Source organism: Nocardia sp. Root136 (assembly GCF_001427185.1).
Classification (GTDB): domain Bacteria; phylum Actinomycetota; class Actinomycetes; order Mycobacteriales; family Mycobacteriaceae; genus Nocardia; species Nocardia salmonicida.
The window spans coordinates 145,496-162,786 of the sequence record NZ_LMFE01000011.1 but is presented as its reverse complement, the minus strand read 5'-3'; the positions used below and the strand labels follow the sequence as shown (position 1 = coordinate 162,786).

Annotated in this window: 18 protein-coding genes and 1 tRNA gene; 7 read left to right on the top strand and 12 right to left on the bottom strand. The window is 66.4% G+C overall.

What is annotated here, in order from left to right; genetic code table 11:
* Positions 1-7 precede the first annotated feature (7 nt).
* Both ASD42_RS28430 and ASD42_RS28425 read right to left on the bottom strand, forming a co-directional pair.
* Positions 8-1,534: a DUF2142 domain-containing protein gene (locus ASD42_RS28430; protein WP_056822207.1), complete on the bottom strand. Its 1,527-nt coding sequence runs from the start codon at positions 1,532-1,534 to the stop codon at positions 8-10.
* A complete protein-coding gene (locus ASD42_RS28425; RefSeq protein WP_056822206.1) occupies positions 1,531-2,499 on the bottom strand; it encodes a glycosyltransferase family 2 protein in 969 nt (322 codons plus the stop codon). The genes ASD42_RS28430 and ASD42_RS28425 overlap by 4 nt, the downstream gene beginning before the upstream one ends.
* 204 nt (positions 2,500-2,703) lie before the next feature.
* Between ASD42_RS28425 and ASD42_RS28420 the strand changes: the two genes are divergently transcribed.
* From ASD42_RS28420 to ASD42_RS28410, 3 genes are all read left to right on the top strand, one after another.
* Positions 2,704-3,252: a GtrA family protein gene (locus ASD42_RS28420; RefSeq protein ID WP_235569867.1), complete on the top strand. Its 549-nt coding sequence runs from the start codon at positions 2,704-2,706 to the stop codon at positions 3,250-3,252.
* Positions 3,253-3,361: 109 nt separating this feature from the next.
* On the top strand, positions 3,362-5,260 hold the full coding sequence (locus ASD42_RS28415; protein ID WP_056822203.1) for a glycosyltransferase: 1,899 nt from the start codon (positions 3,362-3,364) through the stop codon (positions 5,258-5,260).
* 3 nt (positions 5,261-5,263) lie between these two features.
* Positions 5,264-6,181 (top strand): hypothetical protein, encoded by a 918-nt coding sequence (locus ASD42_RS28410; protein WP_056822200.1) that lies wholly within the window; start codon positions 5,264-5,266, stop codon positions 6,179-6,181.
* Positions 6,182-6,225: 44 nt separating this feature from the next.
* Here the strand turns inward: ASD42_RS28410 and rsgA are convergent, their stop codons facing one another.
* The 6 genes from rsgA to ASD42_RS28380 all read right to left on the bottom strand — a co-directional run bounded on the left by rsgA (position 6,226) and on the right by ASD42_RS28380 (position 11,759).
* Positions 6,226-7,257 (bottom strand): ribosome small subunit-dependent GTPase A, encoded by a 1,032-nt coding sequence (rsgA, locus tag ASD42_RS28405; RefSeq protein ID WP_056822197.1) that lies wholly within the window; start codon positions 7,255-7,257, stop codon positions 6,226-6,228.
* Between the two features lie 236 nt (positions 7,258-7,493).
* A complete protein-coding gene (locus ASD42_RS28400; RefSeq protein WP_228536807.1) occupies positions 7,494-8,030 on the bottom strand; it encodes a hypothetical protein in 537 nt (178 codons plus the stop codon).
* Positions 8,031-8,094: 64 nt separating this feature from the next.
* Positions 8,095-9,189 carry a galactofuranosyltransferase GlfT1 gene (gene glfT1 / locus ASD42_RS28395; protein WP_235569866.1) on the bottom strand — a complete coding sequence of 365 codons (1,095 nt, stop codon included), beginning with the start codon at positions 9,187-9,189 and terminating at the stop codon, positions 8,095-8,097.
* Entirely contained in the window at positions 9,186-10,028 is an 843-nt protein-coding gene (gene wzt / locus ASD42_RS28390) for a galactan export ABC transporter ATP-binding subunit Wzt/RfbE (protein ID WP_056822194.1), read from the bottom strand. The genes glfT1 and wzt overlap by 4 nt, the downstream gene beginning before the upstream one ends.
* 12 nt (positions 10,029-10,040) lie before the next feature.
* A complete protein-coding gene (gene wzm, locus ASD42_RS28385) occupies positions 10,041-10,928 on the bottom strand; it encodes a galactan export ABC transporter permease subunit Wzm/RfbD (RefSeq protein WP_442938690.1) in 888 nt (295 codons plus the stop codon).
* A gap of 252 nt (positions 10,929-11,180) precedes the next feature.
* Positions 11,181-11,759, bottom strand: coding sequence for a bacterial proteasome activator family protein (locus ASD42_RS28380; RefSeq protein WP_056822190.1), 579 nt, complete (start codon positions 11,757-11,759; stop codon positions 11,181-11,183).
* 86 nt (positions 11,760-11,845) lie between these two features.
* On the opposite strand from ASD42_RS28380, the gene ASD42_RS28375 reads away from it, so the two are divergent.
* Positions 11,846-13,048, top strand: a complete 1,203-nt coding sequence (locus ASD42_RS28375; protein WP_056822759.1) for a cysteine desulfurase-like protein — start codon at positions 11,846-11,848, stop codon at positions 13,046-13,048.
* 29 nt (positions 13,049-13,077) lie between these two features.
* On the opposite strand, the gene ASD42_RS28370 is transcribed toward ASD42_RS28375, so the two are convergent.
* Positions 13,078-14,061, bottom strand: coding sequence for an NAD(P)H-quinone oxidoreductase (locus ASD42_RS28370; protein WP_056822184.1), 984 nt, complete (start codon positions 14,059-14,061; stop codon positions 13,078-13,080).
* Between the two features lie 84 nt (positions 14,062-14,145).
* On the opposite strand from ASD42_RS28370, the gene ASD42_RS28365 reads away from it, so the two are divergent.
* Positions 14,146-14,233 (top strand) — tRNA-Ser (locus ASD42_RS28365).
* Entirely contained in the window at positions 14,191-14,973 is a 783-nt protein-coding gene (locus tag ASD42_RS28360; protein WP_235569865.1) for a YdcF family protein, read from the top strand. The genes ASD42_RS28365 and ASD42_RS28360 overlap by 43 nt, the downstream gene beginning before the upstream one ends.
* 1 nt (position 14,974) lies before the next feature.
* Here the strand turns inward: ASD42_RS28360 and ASD42_RS35655 are convergent, their stop codons facing one another.
* The gene (locus ASD42_RS35655) at positions 14,975-15,097 is read right to left on the bottom strand and encodes a hypothetical protein (RefSeq protein ID WP_268793555.1); all 123 of its coding nucleotides are present in this window, start codon (positions 15,095-15,097) and stop codon (positions 14,975-14,977) included.
* Positions 15,098-15,648: 551 nt separating this feature from the next.
* Positions 15,649-15,927 carry a winged helix-turn-helix transcriptional regulator gene (locus ASD42_RS28350; protein WP_235569864.1) on the bottom strand — a complete coding sequence of 93 codons (279 nt, stop codon included), beginning with the start codon at positions 15,925-15,927 and terminating at the stop codon, positions 15,649-15,651.
* A 62-nt stretch (positions 15,928-15,989) separates the two neighbouring features.
* Here ASD42_RS28350 and ASD42_RS28345 point away from each other — a divergent pair, with 62 nt between their 5' ends.
* A complete protein-coding gene (locus tag ASD42_RS28345) occupies positions 15,990-16,841 on the top strand; it encodes an NAD(P)H-binding protein (protein ID WP_056822175.1) in 852 nt (283 codons plus the stop codon).
* Here ASD42_RS28345 and ASD42_RS28340 read toward each other — a convergent pair whose 3' ends face one another.
* The gene (locus ASD42_RS28340; protein ID WP_056822173.1) at positions 16,842-17,210 is read right to left on the bottom strand and encodes a nuclear transport factor 2 family protein; all 369 of its coding nucleotides are present in this window, start codon (positions 17,208-17,210) and stop codon (positions 16,842-16,844) included.
* Between the last annotated feature and the right edge of the window lie 81 nt (positions 17,211-17,291).

Here is a 17,291-nt window from a genome sequence, read left to right as displayed (position 1 = left end):
TGGGGAATTATCCCCAGACGACGGTGTAATACGTTGCGGCGGTAGCGATAAGCGCGAAAGTCGACGCACAGGCCACGGTGATGGCGGTTCCGCGGGTCGGAATCACCCCGTCGGCATTCGAGAGCCGCAGCGGTACCACGCGGGCTAGCACCGCAAGCGCCATGATCGCCAGCGGCACGAAATACCGGCCCTGTACGCCGTCGATGATATAGAAATCGACCGGCGTGAACGACATGTACAGCGTCACGTAGATCATCGCCACACTCGCCGACACTGTCAGCGCCACGATCAGCGTGCGACGGAAAGTGGCGCTGGCAGTACTCATTCGGTCGACGATGCCGAAACTCACCGCGAAAGCGAGCAGGCACGCCAGCATCGAGATAGCCGGTGCGTCCACATACGCGAAACCGAGTTCACCGAAGAACTGGTTGAACCAGCGATGATCGCGCAGCGCGATGCTCTCGCCGAAGGTATGCACGAATTGCACCGGGTCGCTGAGGATTCCCTTCAGCTGATCGCCCGGTCGCACCTGACCCCACTGATGGGGCGGGCGCATCAAGCCCATGCCGTCGCCGGTGGGCGCCGCGATCTTCGTCCAGGCGAGGAAAAGAACCCCGCCCGTCACCGCGAATGCCCACGGCAGGAATTTCAGCTTTCCGGCGAAACCGAGCCGGTCGGCGGGGACCACCACGACGAGCATCGCCAGCAGCACGTAGGTCGGTTTACTCAGCGGCAGCGCGATCGTCGCGGCGAGCAACGCGGCGGTTTCGGCTCGGTGCAATCGATCACCGACGAAAAGCGCTTTCAGCAGCAACGCCGACACCATGATGGCGAGTGCGTTGGTGAGCGTGTCCGCGGTGACGGTGCCCGCCTGGAACAGTGCGATCGGCAGCACCGCGACGGTGAATACCAACCACTGGCTACGCCGCTCACGCAGCGCGTAGAGCCCGAATCCGACCACCGCCAGATAGGCCACCAGTCCGGCGAACCGTGCCAGCAAATACAGGCCACCCACGTTGAGGCCGAGCGCCTCACCCAGCCGAATGCCAACGGCCGCAGGCATATACGGCACCGGCGAGTAGGCGGCGGTGTTGGTGAACCACATCTGCCGCGTCGTCGAGGAGATCTCGGCCGCGCCGAGCCGGTCGTAGGCGGCAGGGTCGGCCACCATCGCGTCGGGCTCTTCGGGGTTGTCGTTGTAGTCGATGAACGCGTAGCCCATCAGCTCGTCGACGGAGACCGGAATCTGGCCGCCGTAGGCCACACCGCGATCGTCGACGATGCGCTGGGGGAACACCCCGCCGTGCGCGACCTGGTAGGCGCGGCCGAACTGGGTGATCTCGTCGTGGCCCCAGAAGGCGGGCGTGAGCACAGCGAACACGGCGCCGAACACGGTCGCGACCATCGCGAACGCCACCGTGGCGGCGCCGAATCGCTGGGTCAGCGCGCGCACCGGCGCCAACGCTCGATCCTTACGCGCGGGGGTCTCGCTGGGTTCGACAGCCGTCGTCTCGGGCTCGGTAGAGGTGGTCACCGAGGCTCTCCGGCCGCGACGTCCTCGCTCACCCCGGCGGCCGAATAACGCAGGTAGACCAGGCGCGCCGTCTCATGGCGCGAGCGACGGATGCCGTCGAGGATCAGGCCCGCTGTCCAGGCGAGGCTGCCGAGCAGCAGCAGCGTGAAGGCCAGGAACAGCGTCGGGAACCGTGCCACCAGGTGGGTGTTGTAGTAATCGATCACGATCGGCACGGTCAGGATGACCGAGATCAGCCAGGCTACGGTGCCGAACAGGCCGTAGAACGCCACCGGGCGTTCGTGGCGGGCCAGGCCGAGGATCAGCGCGAGGATCTTGGTGCCGTCGCGGTAGGTGCGCAGCTTGGACTCGCTGCCCGCGGGGCGGTCACGGAAACCGACCGCCACCGAGGTCTGCGGAACGCGCAGGTGCAGCGAATGCACGGTCAGCTCGGTCTCGATCTCGAATTCCCGCGACACCGCGGGGAAGCTCTTCACGAACCGGCGCGAGAACACCCGGAAACCGCTCAGCATGTCTTCGACGTTCTCGCCGAAGACCTTGCCGACTACGCCGTTGAGCACCTTGTTGCCGGTCTCGTGGCCGCTGCGGTAGGCGCTGGCATCGGCGGCGTCCTGCTTTCGCACGCCGAGAATGTGGTCGTAGGGGCCCTCGAGCAGCGTCTTGATCATCAGCGGAGCGGCCGACGCCTCGTAGGTGTCGTCGCCGTCGATCATCAGATAGACGTCGGCATCGATATCGGCGAAGGCGCGGCGCACCACATTGCCCTTGCCCTTGGTGTTCTCGTAGCGCACGATCGCCCCGGCCTCGCGGGCACATTCGGCGGTGCGGTCGGTGCTCAGATTGTCGTAGACGTAGACGACGATCCCCGGCACGGCGGCTTTGAGGTCGGCGACGACCTTGGCGACCGCGGCCTCTTCATTGTGGCAGGGAACCACGGCGGCAATGCGAAGCTCGGTGGAGTCCACCCGGGTCAATCCTCGGAGTTAGGCAGCAGTGGGACACCGGGAGGCTACAGGATTATCGGCGGCGCGGGCGCCGCGTGTTCGCGGCCCTGAGGGGCCGCCGGTCAGGCACCGTTGCTTGCTCCTTCGTCGCCTACGCAACGGCGCCTGACCGGCGACCCGGCCGCGAACCGGCCACTTCGTGGCCGACCCTCCCTAGGGGTCGGGGTGGTGGTTGGCTACCGTCAGGGCGTGTCGCAATCAGTTGAACCGCCTGCTGTGCCCTTCGTGTCCAGGGTTGTGGCGGGGTTGCGGCAGGGTGCGGCGTTCCTTGTTGTCGGGGCTATCGGGTTTCTCGTCGATGCGGGGACTTACAACCTGTTGGTGTTCTGGGGTGGGGGTTTTTCCCTCTCCGAGGGTGTGCTGTATCACTCGCCGCTGGTCGCCAAGATCATCGCGATCGTGGTGGCGACGGTGGTCACCTACTTCGGGAACAAGTGGTGGACCTACTCGCACCGCAAGTCCGACAGCCCCGCTCGTGAATATCTTTTGTACGCGATCGTCAATGTGGTAGCGATCCTCCTGCAACTCGGCTGCCTCGGGTTTTCCCGATATGTGCTCGATCTGTCGTCACCGCTGGCGGACAACATTTCCGCCACTGTGGTCGGCCAGACGATGGCCGTCGTATTCCGCTATTGGGCCTACAGCAAATTCGTTTTCACCGGACCGTCGGCAAGCGCTGAGCAACACGCGCGGGGTGCGGCTACACCTCACTGACCACGCGAGGGCGGCGCGCGATTGATATCCTCGCCCCGCCCGCCGCGACGCCCACTTTTACGTGACTCCCTGCGCCGGCGCAGTCGATACCGAGAATTTCGAGGACTTCATGGAGCAGTCGGCTACCAAAGCCGTGACCGAATCGAACGATCGGCGCGAGGCCGCGCCCGCATCGCTGCGGGGTGAACACTCAGCGCCCGAGCGGCTCGTGCTGGCGCGAGGCATCTTCACCGGGCCGTCGGCGCGGGTGAGCGATGACCTCTACGCGGTCGTCAAGGGGGGTGCCGCGGTCCGGGAACGGCACTCGCTGCACCTGCCGAAGGGCGCGACCGCACACACCAACACCTACTTCGGCCGGTTGGCTGCCAGTTACTGGCAGCGCTGGACCACCGTCACCGAGGTGTCGGTGGGTGCGCAGTTGACTGTCGGTGACAAGGCGAACGTGCGCCTGGTGGCCTCCGATATCGCCGGGCACCGCCGCATCATCGCCTCGCTGGTGGCCACCAGCAGCGGATACGTCTCGCTCACCGCGCCGCTGGATCAGTACGTCGACGGTGGCGCGCTGTGGCTCGAGTTCGATGCCGTCGGGGGCGAACTCGACATCACCGAGCTCGCCTGGACCGCGCAGGCGCCCGAGAAGGTCCGCCCGGTCGCCATCGCGATCTGCACCTTCAACCGGGCCGAGGACTGCGCGCACACCGTCGCCGCGCTGGCATCGGATGCGACCGTACTGGCCGCGATCGACGCGGTGTACGTCGTCGACCAGGGCACCGATCTAGTCGAGGACCGCCCGCTGTTCCAGCAGGTCCGCCCCGATTTCGGCGACAAGCTGCGCTACATCCGCCAGCCCAACCTCGGCGGCGCGGGCGGCTTCACCCGTGGCCTGTACGAGGTGTCGGCGGCCAATGAGCACGCCGACGTCATCCTGATGGACGACGACATCCTCTGCGAGCCCGAGACCGTCCTCCGCCTACAGGCGTTCGCCAACCTGACCGTCGAACCGACCCTGGTCGGCGCGCAGATGCTGTTCCTGCTCAACCCCGACTACCTCAATGTCGGCGCGGAAGAAGTGCATCTGCACGAGCTCAAGCACGGCCAGAAGGTGCCGAAGGCACTGCGCAACACCTCCATGCTCAAGAAGAACCAGGAGCGTCGCGTCGACGCGGGCTACAACGCCTGGTGGACCTGCCTGATCCCGGCCGAGGTGGTCGCCAAGATCGGGCTGCCGGTGCCGATCTTCTTCCAGTGGGACGACGTGGAATACGGCATCCGGGCGCGCGAGCACGGTTTCGTCACCGTCACCCTGCCCAACGCCGCCGTCTGGCACGCCGACTTCTACTGGAAGGACTACGACGACTGGGCGCGGTACTTCTCCACCCGTAACTCGCTCATCGTCGGCGCGCTGCACACCGATCTCGACGGCAAGGCGATCACGCGCGAATTCTTCCGTTACATCGCCGAGCACCTCGTCGGCATGCAGTACGGGCTGGTGCACACCACCCTGCAGGGCATCGAAGACTTCATGAAGGGCCCGAAGGCGTTGCGCGACGGCGGTATCGACGCACTCGCCGCCGCCCGCAGCAGTCGCAACGACTATCCCGAAACCATCAAGCACCCCGCGGCCACCCCGCCGGTGAACTCCGCCGACATCTCCGTGCGCCGGGCCAGCGGCGAACCGAGCCGCGTCACCCTGGTACTGATCAAGCGCGCGATCACCCAGTGGACCGGCCGCACCCAGCCCGGTCTGATCGGCGTCACCCGCGAAGACGCGCACTGGTGGCACATCGGCCTGTTCGAGCACGTGGTGGTCACCGATGCTTCCCAGTCCGGCGTGCGGGTGCGTCGTCGGGACAAGGCTCGTGCTCGCGCCCTGCTCATTCGCGCCTACCGCACCTTGCGCAAGCTCCGTAAGGAACTCCCGGCGCTGCAGGCCGAATACCGCAGGGCCGTACCGGAACTCACAAGCCGGGAGAACTGGGCGCGGCTGTACGGCATCGACCCGAGCTGACCCATGACCCGTTTCGTCCGGCCCGCCTCCGCTGCTGACGCGGAGGCGGCCGCCGGGCTGCTGACCGAGTTGCACGCGCATTTCGAGGTGCACCGTCCAGCCGACATCGTGCGCCGCACGCGGCGGCTCACCCAGAACGACTACTCCGTCTGGCGGCCGGCGCCACTGCTGATCGTCGAGGACGAAACACCGCTCGGTTTCGCGACCTACGAGTTGTTCCAACCGGGCAAGTGGTCGGCGGGCGATCTACGGATCTCGGAATTCCTGATCACCGAGTCGGCGCGCGGCACCGGTGCGGGCGCCGACCTGCACTCCGCCTTACAGGAGCTAGCAAGCGCCGCGGGAGTATCGGTGAGCGAGCCGAACCAGGCCGATCCGGATGTGTTCACGACCGTGGAGCGCTACATCGGCTCCCATGTCATCGACTTCGCCTACGAGCGGCGTAAGGCCGGGCACTGGTCGTCGCTGCGTGCCGAAGCCGCGGAAAAGGGTTGGCCCGCACCACGACTCAACGACCTGTGGCATCTCGACCTGCACGACGATCCCGAGCCTGGCCACCTGTACGCCGAGGGTGAGGTCCCGTTCATCCTGCTGCCAGACGGCCGGGTGGTCACCGCACGATTCCGGACGATCTATGTCAAGGAATACCTCGGTCACGGCCCGGAGAATCGCTGGACGCTGGCCCTGTCCGGGAGCGAGTTGCGCTCGGTGGGTGGCGGGCTGGAGATCGACCACAGCTGGTCACGAGCGGAGAACCGGCCCGCGCTCGCGGTGCCCACGGACGACGGCCGACTCATGGTGAATTACTCCTACTACGCCAGCAATCACTTCGGCTCCGACCAGGGCACCATCGACTACCTGATCGATCTGGCCGAGGCCACCGCGTCCCAACGCGCCCACGTCACCTTCGAAGAGGATTAGCGAGATCATCAGGCACTGCGTGCCTGATGATCGACTGCTCGGGCTCAGCGGCGGCCGCGTTCGCGGTAGTTCTTCCGCTGCTGTTTGCTGATGTCGCGCCAGACTCGTTCGCGTTCGGCGGCCAGGCGCTTGTCGGTGCGGGCCGCCATCCACTCGTTCTCTCTGGCGAGTTTGCGATAGCTGGTCAGCCTGCGTTCGGTGATGGTGCCATCGGCCAGTCCGGCCTGGACCGCGCAGCCGGGTTCGGTCTCGTGGGCGCAGTCGGCGAAACGGCAATCGGCGGCGAGGGATTCGATGTCGCTGAAGGTCTTGCCGATGCCTTCGGCGGCGTCGTAGAGGCCGATGCCACGCAGGCCGGGAGTGTCGATGAGCGTGCCGCCGCCGGGCAGTGGTCGCAGCTCACGGTGCACCGTGGTGTGGCGGCCTTTGCCGTCCACCGCGCGAACCGCGTTGGTGGCGAACACTTCCGCGCCCAGCAGTGCGTTGGCGAGGGTGGATTTGCCCGCACCGGACGGCCCGATCAAGGCGACGGTGCCGCTGAGCACAGCGGTGAGCACATCGAGACCGACCGCGACGGCGGCAGAGACCGCCACCACGGTCGCACCGGGCGCGACCGCACGCACCTCGTCGAGCGGAAGATAGTCCGCCGCATCGGCTTTGGTGAGCACGACGACCGGCTGGGCATTGCTCTCCCAGGCCAATGCCAGCATTCGTTCGATCCGCCCCAGGTCGACATCACCGTCGGCGGCAGAACAGATCAGCACGGTATCCACATTGGTGGCGAGCACCTGCGCCACCGAGCGCCCCGACACCGACGATCGCATGATCGCTGAGCGCCGTGGGAGCAGTTGTCGCACAGTGCCTTCGGCATCGAGTCCGACCCAATCGCCGGTGCACAGTCCGGTGATGTCACGCGGGCAGGAAGCGCGCGCCTGGCCGTGCGCGGTGACCACATCGCATTCGCTGCGGTCCATCCGAACGATGCGGGCAGGCGCGAGATCGCCGAGCAGCGGCAGATATTCAGAAGCTACGGCTTCGGTCCAGCCGTAAGGGACGAGCAGGTCGTAGTCGACCATTGTAAGAAATCCTTCGTCGGGTGCCGAACCCGAACGAGGGTTCAGCGAGTAGAGGTGATGTCCGGAGCAACCTGGGCAGGCGCACAATCGCGCCGCCCGGCCACGGCAATCCACACGTGTGTACTCACGGACATCCACCTCCTCTCCAACGTTCGACTCCCTCACTCTGCCCCAACGCTCTGGGGCAGAGCAACCTATTTTTTCGCCCCTGGTGAGGTCGACTGTGTGACAGTCGATTAGGGAACGAAGACCTCGGTTGTCTGGGGAAGGTTGGGCTTGTCGGTGCGGACGGTGACCTGGACCCGACCGGGGCCGGTGTTCGCGATCACGTCCTGGACCGGGTAGGTGCTGGTCTTGTCGGCCGGGATGAAGCGGGTCACCGAGCCGGTGGCGCCGTTGTCCAGGTTCTTCCAGTCGACGACGACGTTCACATCACAGGCCAGCAAGGTGGGCGCCCAGTTACCGAGCGGGGAGAATCCCTGCGAGAGGGTCAGCGCGATGCTGTGGGTGGCGCCGGGGGCCACGCTGGGGGAATTGAGCGGTCCGTCGAACGCGGTGCCCGCCACGTTCAGGATGCCGACGCAGACGCCGTTGCCCAGGGTCGCCACCGGCGCGGTCCGAAGTTGGTTCATCACGCAGGAGCGTGGGCCGACATTGGACCAGCCGAGCTGGCAGGTGTCGTCCGCTTGGGCGGTGCCGGGTGCGGCGAGACAGAGCGCGGCGCCGGCGAGCACGGTCGCCGCGGCGGAGGCGAAACTCTTTGCGAAGGTCACGTTTCGCATAGTAGGACCGAACCGCCGATTGTTGCCAGAGGGAACTACCCCCTAGTTTCAGGGGCTAGTCAGGTTTACCGAAGTGCTCGTTGCGGCCCAGAGAGCGCAGCCGGAACCATTCCTTGAGCCCGGCCGGGTCGCGGCGGGTCACCAGGAAGAACCAGGAGAAGCGGATCCACTCCTGCGGCAGCAGCTTGCGCATACCGGGCTGCGACATCAGGTAGCCGCGATTGCGGTAGGTGAAGTAGCGCTTCACCGGGTCGTCCGGGTACTGGGTGTGCATCCGCCCGCCCAGGATCGGCTTGAACTCCTCGGCGCCGTTGGGATGCAGGTAGGCGGTTTGCAGACAGGTGCCGAACGGCAGCCCGGAGCGAACGAGGCGGCGATGCACCTCCACCTCGTCGCCACGCACGAACAGGCGCAGGTCGGGCACACCGATCAGATCCACGGCCTTCGCCGAGATCAGCGCGCCGTTGAACAGCGACGCGATGCCGGGCAGGAAGTCCTCGTCACCGAGCTCCGAACGCAGCCGCCGCCACACCACGCCACGGCGCAGCGGGAACGCGAGACGATCCGGTTCGTCGATATCGCAGACCACCGGCGACACCTCGACCAGGTTGTGCCTGCGCGCGCAGTCGATCAGTTTCGCGAGCACTTCGGGGCCGTCGGGGCGGCCGTCGTCGTCGGCCAGCCACACCCAGTCCGCACCCTGGGTGAGCGCGTGCAGCATGCCGAGCGCGAAACCGCCCGCGCCGCCGAGGTTGTGGCGTGAGCCCAGGTAGGTGGCCTCGATCGGCTGCTGCGCGACCAGCTCGGCCACCGCGTCCTCGTTGGCATTGTCGACAACGATCAGATGGTCGACCGGACGTGACTGCGAGGCGAGCACTTTCAGCGATTCGGCGAGCAGCTCGCGGCGCTTGTGCGTGACGACCACCGCGATGATCCGCGCGGTCGGGCCGGTGTCGGTCGTGATGTCGGCGGGTTCCGCGCCGACCGGCAGCTCCGCGTCGTCGGCCAGTACAACGGGTTGCGCGGGCTCCAGATCATCGGGCAGCACAGCGGCGGGTTCGACGGGTGCCGGAGTCGCCTCTAGTCGGTCGGTCATGCTGAACCCACCCGGCACGGCAGCCGGGGCAGCCTCGTCACGTTGACCGCTCATACCTGATTCTGCTCCAACTTCTTCTCGCCCGCCGCGCCGCCGGCGCCCTCGGTCTCCAGTTCGCGCAGCACCTGTGCCACGTGATTACCCGCCTCGGGCCCTTCATACGCTCGCACAACGTCCTCGATCCCGCCCTGTTCGCGGATCTGACCGTGGTCGATCCACATCGCGGTATCGCAGAGTTGGGCGAGGAATTCGTTGGAGTGGCTGGCGAACACGAGGATGCCCGAACGCGCGACCAGCGACTGCAGCCGCGTGCGCGCCTTCTTCATGAATTCCGCGTCGACCGCGCCGATGCCCTCGTCGAGCAGCAGGATCTCGGGATCGATCGAGGTGACCACGCCCATCGCCAGCCGCACCCGCATGCCGGTGGAGTAGGTGCGCAGCGGCATCGACAGGTATTCGCCCAGTTCGGTGAAGTCGGCGATCTCGTCGATCTTGGCCATCATCTGCTTGCGTGTCTGGCCGAGGAACAGGCCGCGGATGATGATGTTCTCGTAGCCGGAGATCTCCGGGTCCATGCCGACGCCGAGGTCGAACACCGGGGCCACCCGGCCGCGGATGCGCGCACTGCCGCGTGAGGGTTCGTAGATGCCCGACAGCAGGCGCAGCAGCGTCGACTTGCCCGCGCCGTTGTGGCCGACCAGGCCCACCCGGTCGCCTTCTTTGAGCGAGAGGTTGATGTCGCGCAGCGCCTCGACCACCACCACGTCGGAGCTGTTGCGCCCGATCGCGCCGCCCGCCTTGCCGAGGAACGCCTTCTTCAGCGACCGCGACTTGGCGTCGAAGATCGGGAACTCGACCCACGCCTCATGGGTTTCGATACTCACACGGCTCATCGAGAACTGCTCCTAAACCCAGTACGGGACGCGGGCACGGTACTGCTTGAGCGCCAGGACCGCGACGGCCCAGCCGACGACGGTGAACGCGCAGACGACCGCCCAGTGATGCCACTCCGACGGTTCACCGAGCAGGGGAGCGCGCACGATCTCCAGGTAGTGATAGGTGGGGATGATCTCGAGGAGCTTGGCGCGCTCGCCCGCACTGCCGACCGAGTTCTCCAGCGCCTTCGTCGACCACATCACCGGGGTCAGCACGAACAGCATCAGCGTCATCGAGCCCAGGATCGGGGCGATGTCGCGGTAGCGGGTGGAGAAGATGCCGAAGACGATCGTTACCCACATGGCATTGAGGAACAGCAGCAGGATCGCGGGGAACACCAGCAGGAACGACCAGTTCAGATCACGCCAGATCGAGAACGCCACCACCAGCACCGCGTAGATCGCCGCATTGTGGATGAAGAACAAGAACTGGCGCCAGACCAGGCGATAGACGTGCACGCTCAGCGCCGAGGGCAACTGTTTGATCAGTCCCTCATTGGCGATGAACACATCAGAGCCCTCGAGAATCGAAGCCTGGATGACGTTCCACACGACCAGACCGACCGTCACATACGGCAGGTATTCGCTGATCGGCTGATTCAGCAGCGTCGAATACAGCAGACCCATCGCCAGCGCCTGCAAACCGGTCGCGATGGTGATCCAGAACGGACCGAGCACCGAACGGCGGTAGCGCTGCTTGATGTCCTGCCAGCCGAGCGACAGCCACAGCTCGCGCTGATGTAGACCGTCCCGCATGTCTTTGAACGCACGCCCGAAGGTCTGCGAATCCGACACCATCGGCGTCTTCACCAGCAGTGGCGCGTCAGCGGTGTGCTCGGCAGCGGCGGCTTCGGCCAGCTCTGCCTCGGTGGGGGTGTCTTGGGAATGCACGGGGCTCTCTTCGGTACGCGCGTCACTGCGATCGGAGACCGAATCAGGACGAGCGGCGGCGGCGGGCACGGTCCCCGACCTTACAGGGTTGTTTTCCGGCTGGCGCCGGGTGTTCGCGGCCCCGGGGGGCCTCGATCTTCCCTCCCTCCGGGTACTCCTTCGTCGCACCCTCCACTCAGTCCAGATCGAGGCGGGCCGCGAACAAGAGACTCGGGGGGTTTACAGGTACTGACCGCCGCCCACATGGCCGCCTGCCTTGACGTCCGCCGCGTGCATCCCGGGCGGCAGCGCGCCTTGGCGCATCTGCTCGAGCTGGGCGCGGGCGGCCATCTGCTGGGCGAACAACGCGGTCTGGATGCCGTGGAACAGGCCCTCCAACCAGCCGACGAGCTGAGCCTGGGCGATGCGCAGTTCCGCGTCCGACGGCACCGAGTCGTCGGTGAAGGGGAGGGTGAGGCGTTCGAGTTCCTCGCGGAGTTCCGGCGCGAGACCCTGTTCGAGTTCGCGGACCGAGGACTTGTGGATCTCCTTGAGGCGCGAGCGGCTGGCGTCGTCGAGCGGTGCGGCGCGAACCTCTTCGAGAAGCTGCTTGATCATCGTGCCGATGCGCATCACCTTGGCGGGCTGCTCGACCATGTCGGTCAGCGACTCGGCCGACTCGCTCACGGCCTTCTCGTCGTCGGGCACGACCTGTGCGGTGAACGCGGACGCGTTGTCGGCGTCGGCGGGCACGGTCAGTGGACGGCCGTCGGGACCGATCACGACGATGGATTCGGGGACATCCTCCGAGTGCGTCATATCCCCATCATTGCGCGTGCGTCGGCTTCGCGCTAAAACTCCTACGCGGTTACACCGGGAGGCCCCCTGCCCTTAAAGTGGCCACCATGACTTATGACGTCGCGAGGGTTCGGGGCCTGATACCGTCCCTGGGCGACGGCTGGATCCATCTGGACCCGCAGGCGGGAATGCTGGTTCCCGATTCGGTATCTCGCGCCGTCTCAACGGGTTTCCGTACCTCCTCGTTCTCCCATATCGGCCGCCACGGTGCGGCATCGCGCAGCGGCGCGATTCTCGACGCCGCCAGGGAAGCGGTCGCCGATCTGGTCGGCGGAGATCCGGCCGGCGTCGTGCTCGGCCCCGATCGTGCGGTACTGCTGGCCTGGTTGGCCGAATCACTGAGCTCACGCCTAGGCCTCGGTACCGGCATCGTGCTCTCCCGCTTGGACGACGAGGCCAACGTCGCCCCGTGGCTGCGCATCGCCAACCGGTACGGCGCGCATGTGCGCTGGGCCGAGGTGGAGATCGAGACCTGTGAGATGCCGTCGTGGCAGTTCGAGGAGCTGATCGGCCCCACCGCGCGCCTGGTCGCGCTCACCGCCGCATCGCCGATCGTGGGTTCGGCGCCCGGCGTCCGGGTGGCGGCGGATCGGGTGCACGACGTGGGCGGACTGCTGGTGGCCGACGCGTTCGGCGCCGCGCCCTACGCGCTGATCGACATCGACGACCTCAATGCCGACGTGGTCGCGCTGAGCGCACCGTCGTGGGGCGGGCCGCAGGTGGGCGCGCTGGTTTTCCGCGACCCCGCGTTCCTCGACCGCATCCCCTCGATGTCGCTCAACCCCTATGCCAAGGGTGCTGAACGCCTCGAGGTCGGCGGACATCAATACGCCCTGCTGGCCGGGCTCACCGAATCGATCGACTTCCTCGCCGGACTCGACGAACGCGCCACCGGCACCCGCCGCGAACGCCTCGAGATGTCGATCACCTCGCTGCAGGACTATCACGACCAGCTCTTCGACCACCTCATGCAGGTACTGGAGAAGGTCGACAACCTCACCGTGATCGGCCGCGCCTCCACCCGCATCCCGACGGTCAGTTTCACGATGGCCGGGATGCAGGCGGAGAAGGTGGCGGCCAAGCTGGCCGATGCCAGGATCGGCACGGTCAGCGGGGTGCACGGCGGGAGTCGACTGCTCGACGCGCTCGGCGTGAACGATGAGGGCGGTGCGGTGACGATCGGTCTGGCGCCCTATACGACCCGCCACGAGATCGACCAGCTCGGTCGCGCCCTCAGCGCCCTCGAATAACCCGCGCGTCCGTGCGCTCGGCGTGGCTCTCAGTCACCAACGCGCAGGATCACCTTGCCGAAGGTCTGTGAGTCGTCGAGCATCTCGTGCGCGCGGGCGGCTTCGGTGACCGGCAGTTCGGTGGAGATCACCGGAACGATCTCGCCCGCCACGACCTGCGGCCACAGCTGGGCGCGGACCGCCGCGATGATCTCGGCCTTGCTGCCCGGACCCACACGTGGGCGGCTGCGCACATTCGTCGCGTGCACCGAGCCCCACTTACGCAGCAGCGTCGCGACATTCAGCTCGCCGGTGGTGCCGCCCTGCATGCCGATCACCACCAGCTGTCCGTGCGGGGCCAACGCTTCCACATTGCGTTGCAGGTAGACAGCGCCCATGTTGTCGAGGATCACGTCGGCGCCGCCCTGGTCCGCGAGCACCGCGACGAAGTCCTCGGTCCGATAGTTGATCAAGATCTCCGCCCCCAGTTCGGCGCACTTGGTCAGCTTCTCGGCCGACCCGGCCGTCACCGCCACCCGCGCCCCGAGCCCTCGCATCACCTGGATCGCGTGCGTGCCGATCCCGCCGCCGCCACCATGAATCAACACCAGCTGTCCCGACCGCACACCCGCCGTCATCACCAGATTCGACCAGACCGTCGCCGCCACCTCCGGCAACCCCGCGGCCGCGATCGCGTCCATCCCCTCCGGAATCGGCAACAGCTGCGTCACCGGCACCGCCACCAACTGCGCGTACCCACCTCCCGCCAGCAACGCGCACACCCGATCCCCGACCTGCCAGTCCGCGACCCCCGCCCCCAACTTCACAATCGTCCCCGAACACTCCAGCCCGAGTATCGAACTGGCGTCGGCAGGCGGCGGATAGAACCCCTTCCGCTGCATCACATCCGCCCGATTGACCCCCGCCGCGGCAACTTCCACCAATACCTCACCGGGCCCCGGCTCCGGATCGACCGCCACGGTCCACTCCATGACTTCCGGCACGCCGAACCCGTTCAGTTGAATCGCATACATGGGGTGCAATCCTGCCCCCGCCGACGTCACGGAACCAGAACCCACGCCGCCTCTGATCTGCCGATCAGCTACGATCCAGGGCAGGGAGACGTGGCAGAGCGGCCGAATGCACTCGCCTTGAAAGCGAGCATGGGTAAAACCATCGGGGGTTCAAATCCCTCCGTCTCCGCCAAAGACCGCAGGTCAGCCAGCGGACTTGCGGCGCGACACGGTTTGTCGTACACCGACCGAGAGCTGCCGCCGATGCCGACGCCCGCCTGTCCCGCCGCGGTTCGCCCCGATGTCGAGACGCTGTGGCAGTACAACCAACTCGACCATGACATCCGACCGACCGACGTCGGCATCGGTCTCGGTAGCCATGATCCAGGCGTTGCCACCCACACCGCACAGCTCTATCAGGCCGGCATGTTCCCACTCATCGTGTTCACCGGCGCGAACGCCCCGACAACAGTCGAACGATTCCCACGGGGCGAAGCCGTGCACTACAGGGAACATGCCATCGAGCGAGGAGTGCCCGCCGAGGCAATCCTTCTCGAACAAAAAGCCGAGAACACCAGCGAGAACATCGATTTCACCCGCACCCTGCTCGCGGATCACGGACTGGCCGACTCGATCCGAACCGCAACCCTCATATCGAGGCCGTACCAGCAGCGACGTAGCTACGCCATATTTCGCAAACACTGGCCGGAGGTCGAGGTCATCTGCTCGTCCCTCCCGCTCGAACTCGACGACTACATCGCCGCTATCGGCCACGCCGATCGAGTCATCGACATGCTGGTCGGCGACACCCAGCGCATCTGGCTGTACCCCGAGCGCGGTTGGGCTATCGAGCAAGATGTTCCGCCTGCGGTGAAGGACGCCTACGACCGACTCGTCAACGCCGGGTACACATCTCGACTGCTCCCCACTTGACCTACTGGATCTGCCAGCCACCCCACGCGGTCGGCTGCCGGGTCGAACCCGAGCAAGGGGTACCCGCCACGAGCCGCTCGAGCACGCTGGCTTCGTCATGTCCCGCATCTGCACCGGTGGTCATCGACATCCTTCAAAACCGTTGTCCTGCAACCGTGAAGGTGCCGCGATCTTCCCACGCCGCGTAGGCGCAATCGCGGCAGTCGTCGAGGTGGCGGAAATAGTGATCAGGTGGGGGCAGATGTGGTGGTCGGCCCCATCGGCCGAGGCCGGATCGCATCCGCTGAGAGTCCGGTAGATAATCGAACGTATGTGCGAATCGATCCGGCTCTATCTGCGCAATGGGCGCTGGACGGAACCGGCTCCCCGCTACTGTCCGAACGGTCACCGGCTCGGCCCCGGCCAGGTACTCATCGGTGCGGTGCCCTGTATTCGGATCGGTGGTCACCATCGAACGCACACGTGCCGGGCCTGCCTCACGACGACCTACACCCCGCCACTGCACGCCGACTGTGATCACTACTCGTAGCGATAACCACTCCCGAAGGTGCCACGCAGCGGTCACAACTCGCGCATACGACCCCGGACCCCCACGATCTCCTCCGCGCGGATGCTCACCCACTCCAACAGACCATGGAGCTTGTCGGCTACCTCGTGACCCATCGGTGTCAGCGCCTAGGAAACCCGTGGCGGCACAGTGGGTTCGACTGTGCGCTCGGTCAGGCCGTATTCGGTGAAGGTACGCAGGTTCTGCGACAGCATCTTTTCGCTGATGCCACCGATTCGGTCGCGCAGGACGTGGTATCGCATCGGGCCGTCGCGGAGCGCCGCCAGGATCAGGACGCCCCAGCGGCTGGTGACCTTGTCGAGGATGGTGCGGGCCGGGCAATCCTTGTCGAATACGTCACGTCGTCCGACGGGTGTCTGCTCGCCGTCCGGGACTCCTACCGTCATGTCATGAGCTTACTTGTGGGTATGTCCTTTCCAGAAGTAAGTGCCCTTCGTACGGTTGGCCCATGGCGGATATCAGCAAGGTTCTGGTGATCGGGGCGACCGGTCATGTCGGCGGCCAGGTGGCGGCCCAGCTCGTCGCGGGCGGGACGCCGGTGCGGGCGTTGGCTCGCGATCCGCGCGCGGCGTCGCTGTCCCCGGATATCGAGGTGGTGCAAGGGGATCTGACCGCTCCCGACACTCTGGACGGCGCCCTCGATGGCATCGACGCGGTCTACCTGACCTGGCCGATGTTGTCGGCGGAGATCGCGGAGCAGGTGGTCGCCCGCATCGCCGCACACGCGCGCCGCATCGTCCTGCTCTCCTCCGGCGCGGTCCGCGACAATCTGGAGCAGGACCATCCGATCGGCCGGGCACACGCCATCGTCGAGCAGCCGATCACTGAATCCACTCTGGAATGGACCTTCCTTCGCCCCGGCGGTTTCGCCACGAACACACTCGAATGGGCACCGCAGATCCGTGCAGGCAACGTAGTGCGCGGCGCGTACGGTTCCGCCTCGGTGGCCCTGGTGCACGAAGCGGATATCGCGGCGGTCGCCGTGCGTGCCCTGACCACCGACGGGCACGCCGGGGCGAAGTACGTCCTGACCGGCCCGGCCCCGCTGAGCCGGATCGACCAGGTCGAAGCCATCGGCGCCGCACTCGGACGCACGCTGGTCTGGGAGGAGATCAGCCCCGAAGCGGCGGTGGCGCACATGGGTTGGCTCCCACCCGACATCGCCCGCGTAGTGCTGAACGGGTTCGCCGGCTACGTCGACACACCGGGCACCGCGACCACCACGGTGCACGATGTCACCGGGTCGCAGGCCCGCGACTACCGCCGGTGGGCAGCCGACCACGTCGCAGATTTCCGCTGACTACCCTTCGTCCCACGCCTGGATCGAGGTCTGGTCGACGATGCGGCCGTCGCGCAGATCGGCCATCGAATGCGACAGCACGCGGGTGCCGTCCGGGTAGCGGCACGATTCCACGAAGGCGATGTGGTCGCCGTCGATCAGGACGCTGTCGAGGGAGTGGGTCATCTCCCTGGCGCACACGTCGTCGAACATCGCGCTGATCGCCGAGCGGCCGTGCATCACCCGGGGATGGCTGGGTTGGTCGCGGTGGTCGACCATACGGATCTCGGCATCGTCGCTGTAGAGCGTCAGCAGTGTTGCGGCATCGCGGCTTTCGATTCCGCGGCGCAGTGCATCGGCATCGAATCCTGAGCTGGACGCGGTGCTCATCTGGGTCTCCCTCGCTCATCGAAACGAGCCGGACCAGGGCGATTCGGCCCGTATGAGAACCCTACGCTCGCCCGCGACCGG

Coding starts and splice junctions, on each gene's coding strand:
- ASD42_RS28380 (WP_056822190.1), bottom strand. CDS start 11,759: ATGACGCACTCGGAGGATGTCCCCGAATCCATCGTCGTGATCGGTCCC.
- glfT1 (WP_235569866.1), bottom strand. CDS start 9,189: ATGAGCGGTCAACGTGACGAGGCTGCCCCGGCTGCCGTGCCGGGTGGG.
- ASD42_RS28360 (WP_235569865.1), top strand. CDS start 14,191: ATGGGTAAAACCATCGGGGGTTCAAATCCCTCCGTCTCCGCCAAAGAC.
- ASD42_RS28340 (WP_056822173.1), bottom strand. CDS start 17,210: ATGAGCACCGCGTCCAGCTCAGGATTCGATGCCGATGCACTGCGCCGC.
- ASD42_RS28370 (WP_056822184.1), bottom strand. CDS start 14,061: ATGTATGCGATTCAACTGAACGGGTTCGGCGTGCCGGAAGTCATGGAG.
- ASD42_RS28415 (WP_056822203.1), top strand. CDS start 3,362: ATGGAGCAGTCGGCTACCAAAGCCGTGACCGAATCGAACGATCGGCGC.
- wzt (WP_056822194.1), bottom strand. CDS start 10,028: ATGAGCCGTGTGAGTATCGAAACCCATGAGGCGTGGGTCGAGTTCCCG.
- ASD42_RS35655 (WP_268793555.1), bottom strand. CDS start 15,097: ATGACCACCGGTGCAGATGCGGGACATGACGAAGCCAGCGTGCTCGAG.
- rsgA (WP_056822197.1), bottom strand. CDS start 7,257: ATGGTCGACTACGACCTGCTCGTCCCTTACGGCTGGACCGAAGCCGTA.
- ASD42_RS28410 (WP_056822200.1), top strand. CDS start 5,264: ATGACCCGTTTCGTCCGGCCCGCCTCCGCTGCTGACGCGGAGGCGGCC.
- ASD42_RS28350 (WP_235569864.1), bottom strand. CDS start 15,927: ATGACGGTAGGAGTCCCGGACGGCGAGCAGACACCCGTCGGACGACGT.
- ASD42_RS28375 (WP_056822759.1), top strand. CDS start 11,846: ATGACTTATGACGTCGCGAGGGTTCGGGGCCTGATACCGTCCCTGGGC.
- ASD42_RS28345 (WP_056822175.1), top strand. CDS start 15,990: ATGGCGGATATCAGCAAGGTTCTGGTGATCGGGGCGACCGGTCATGTC.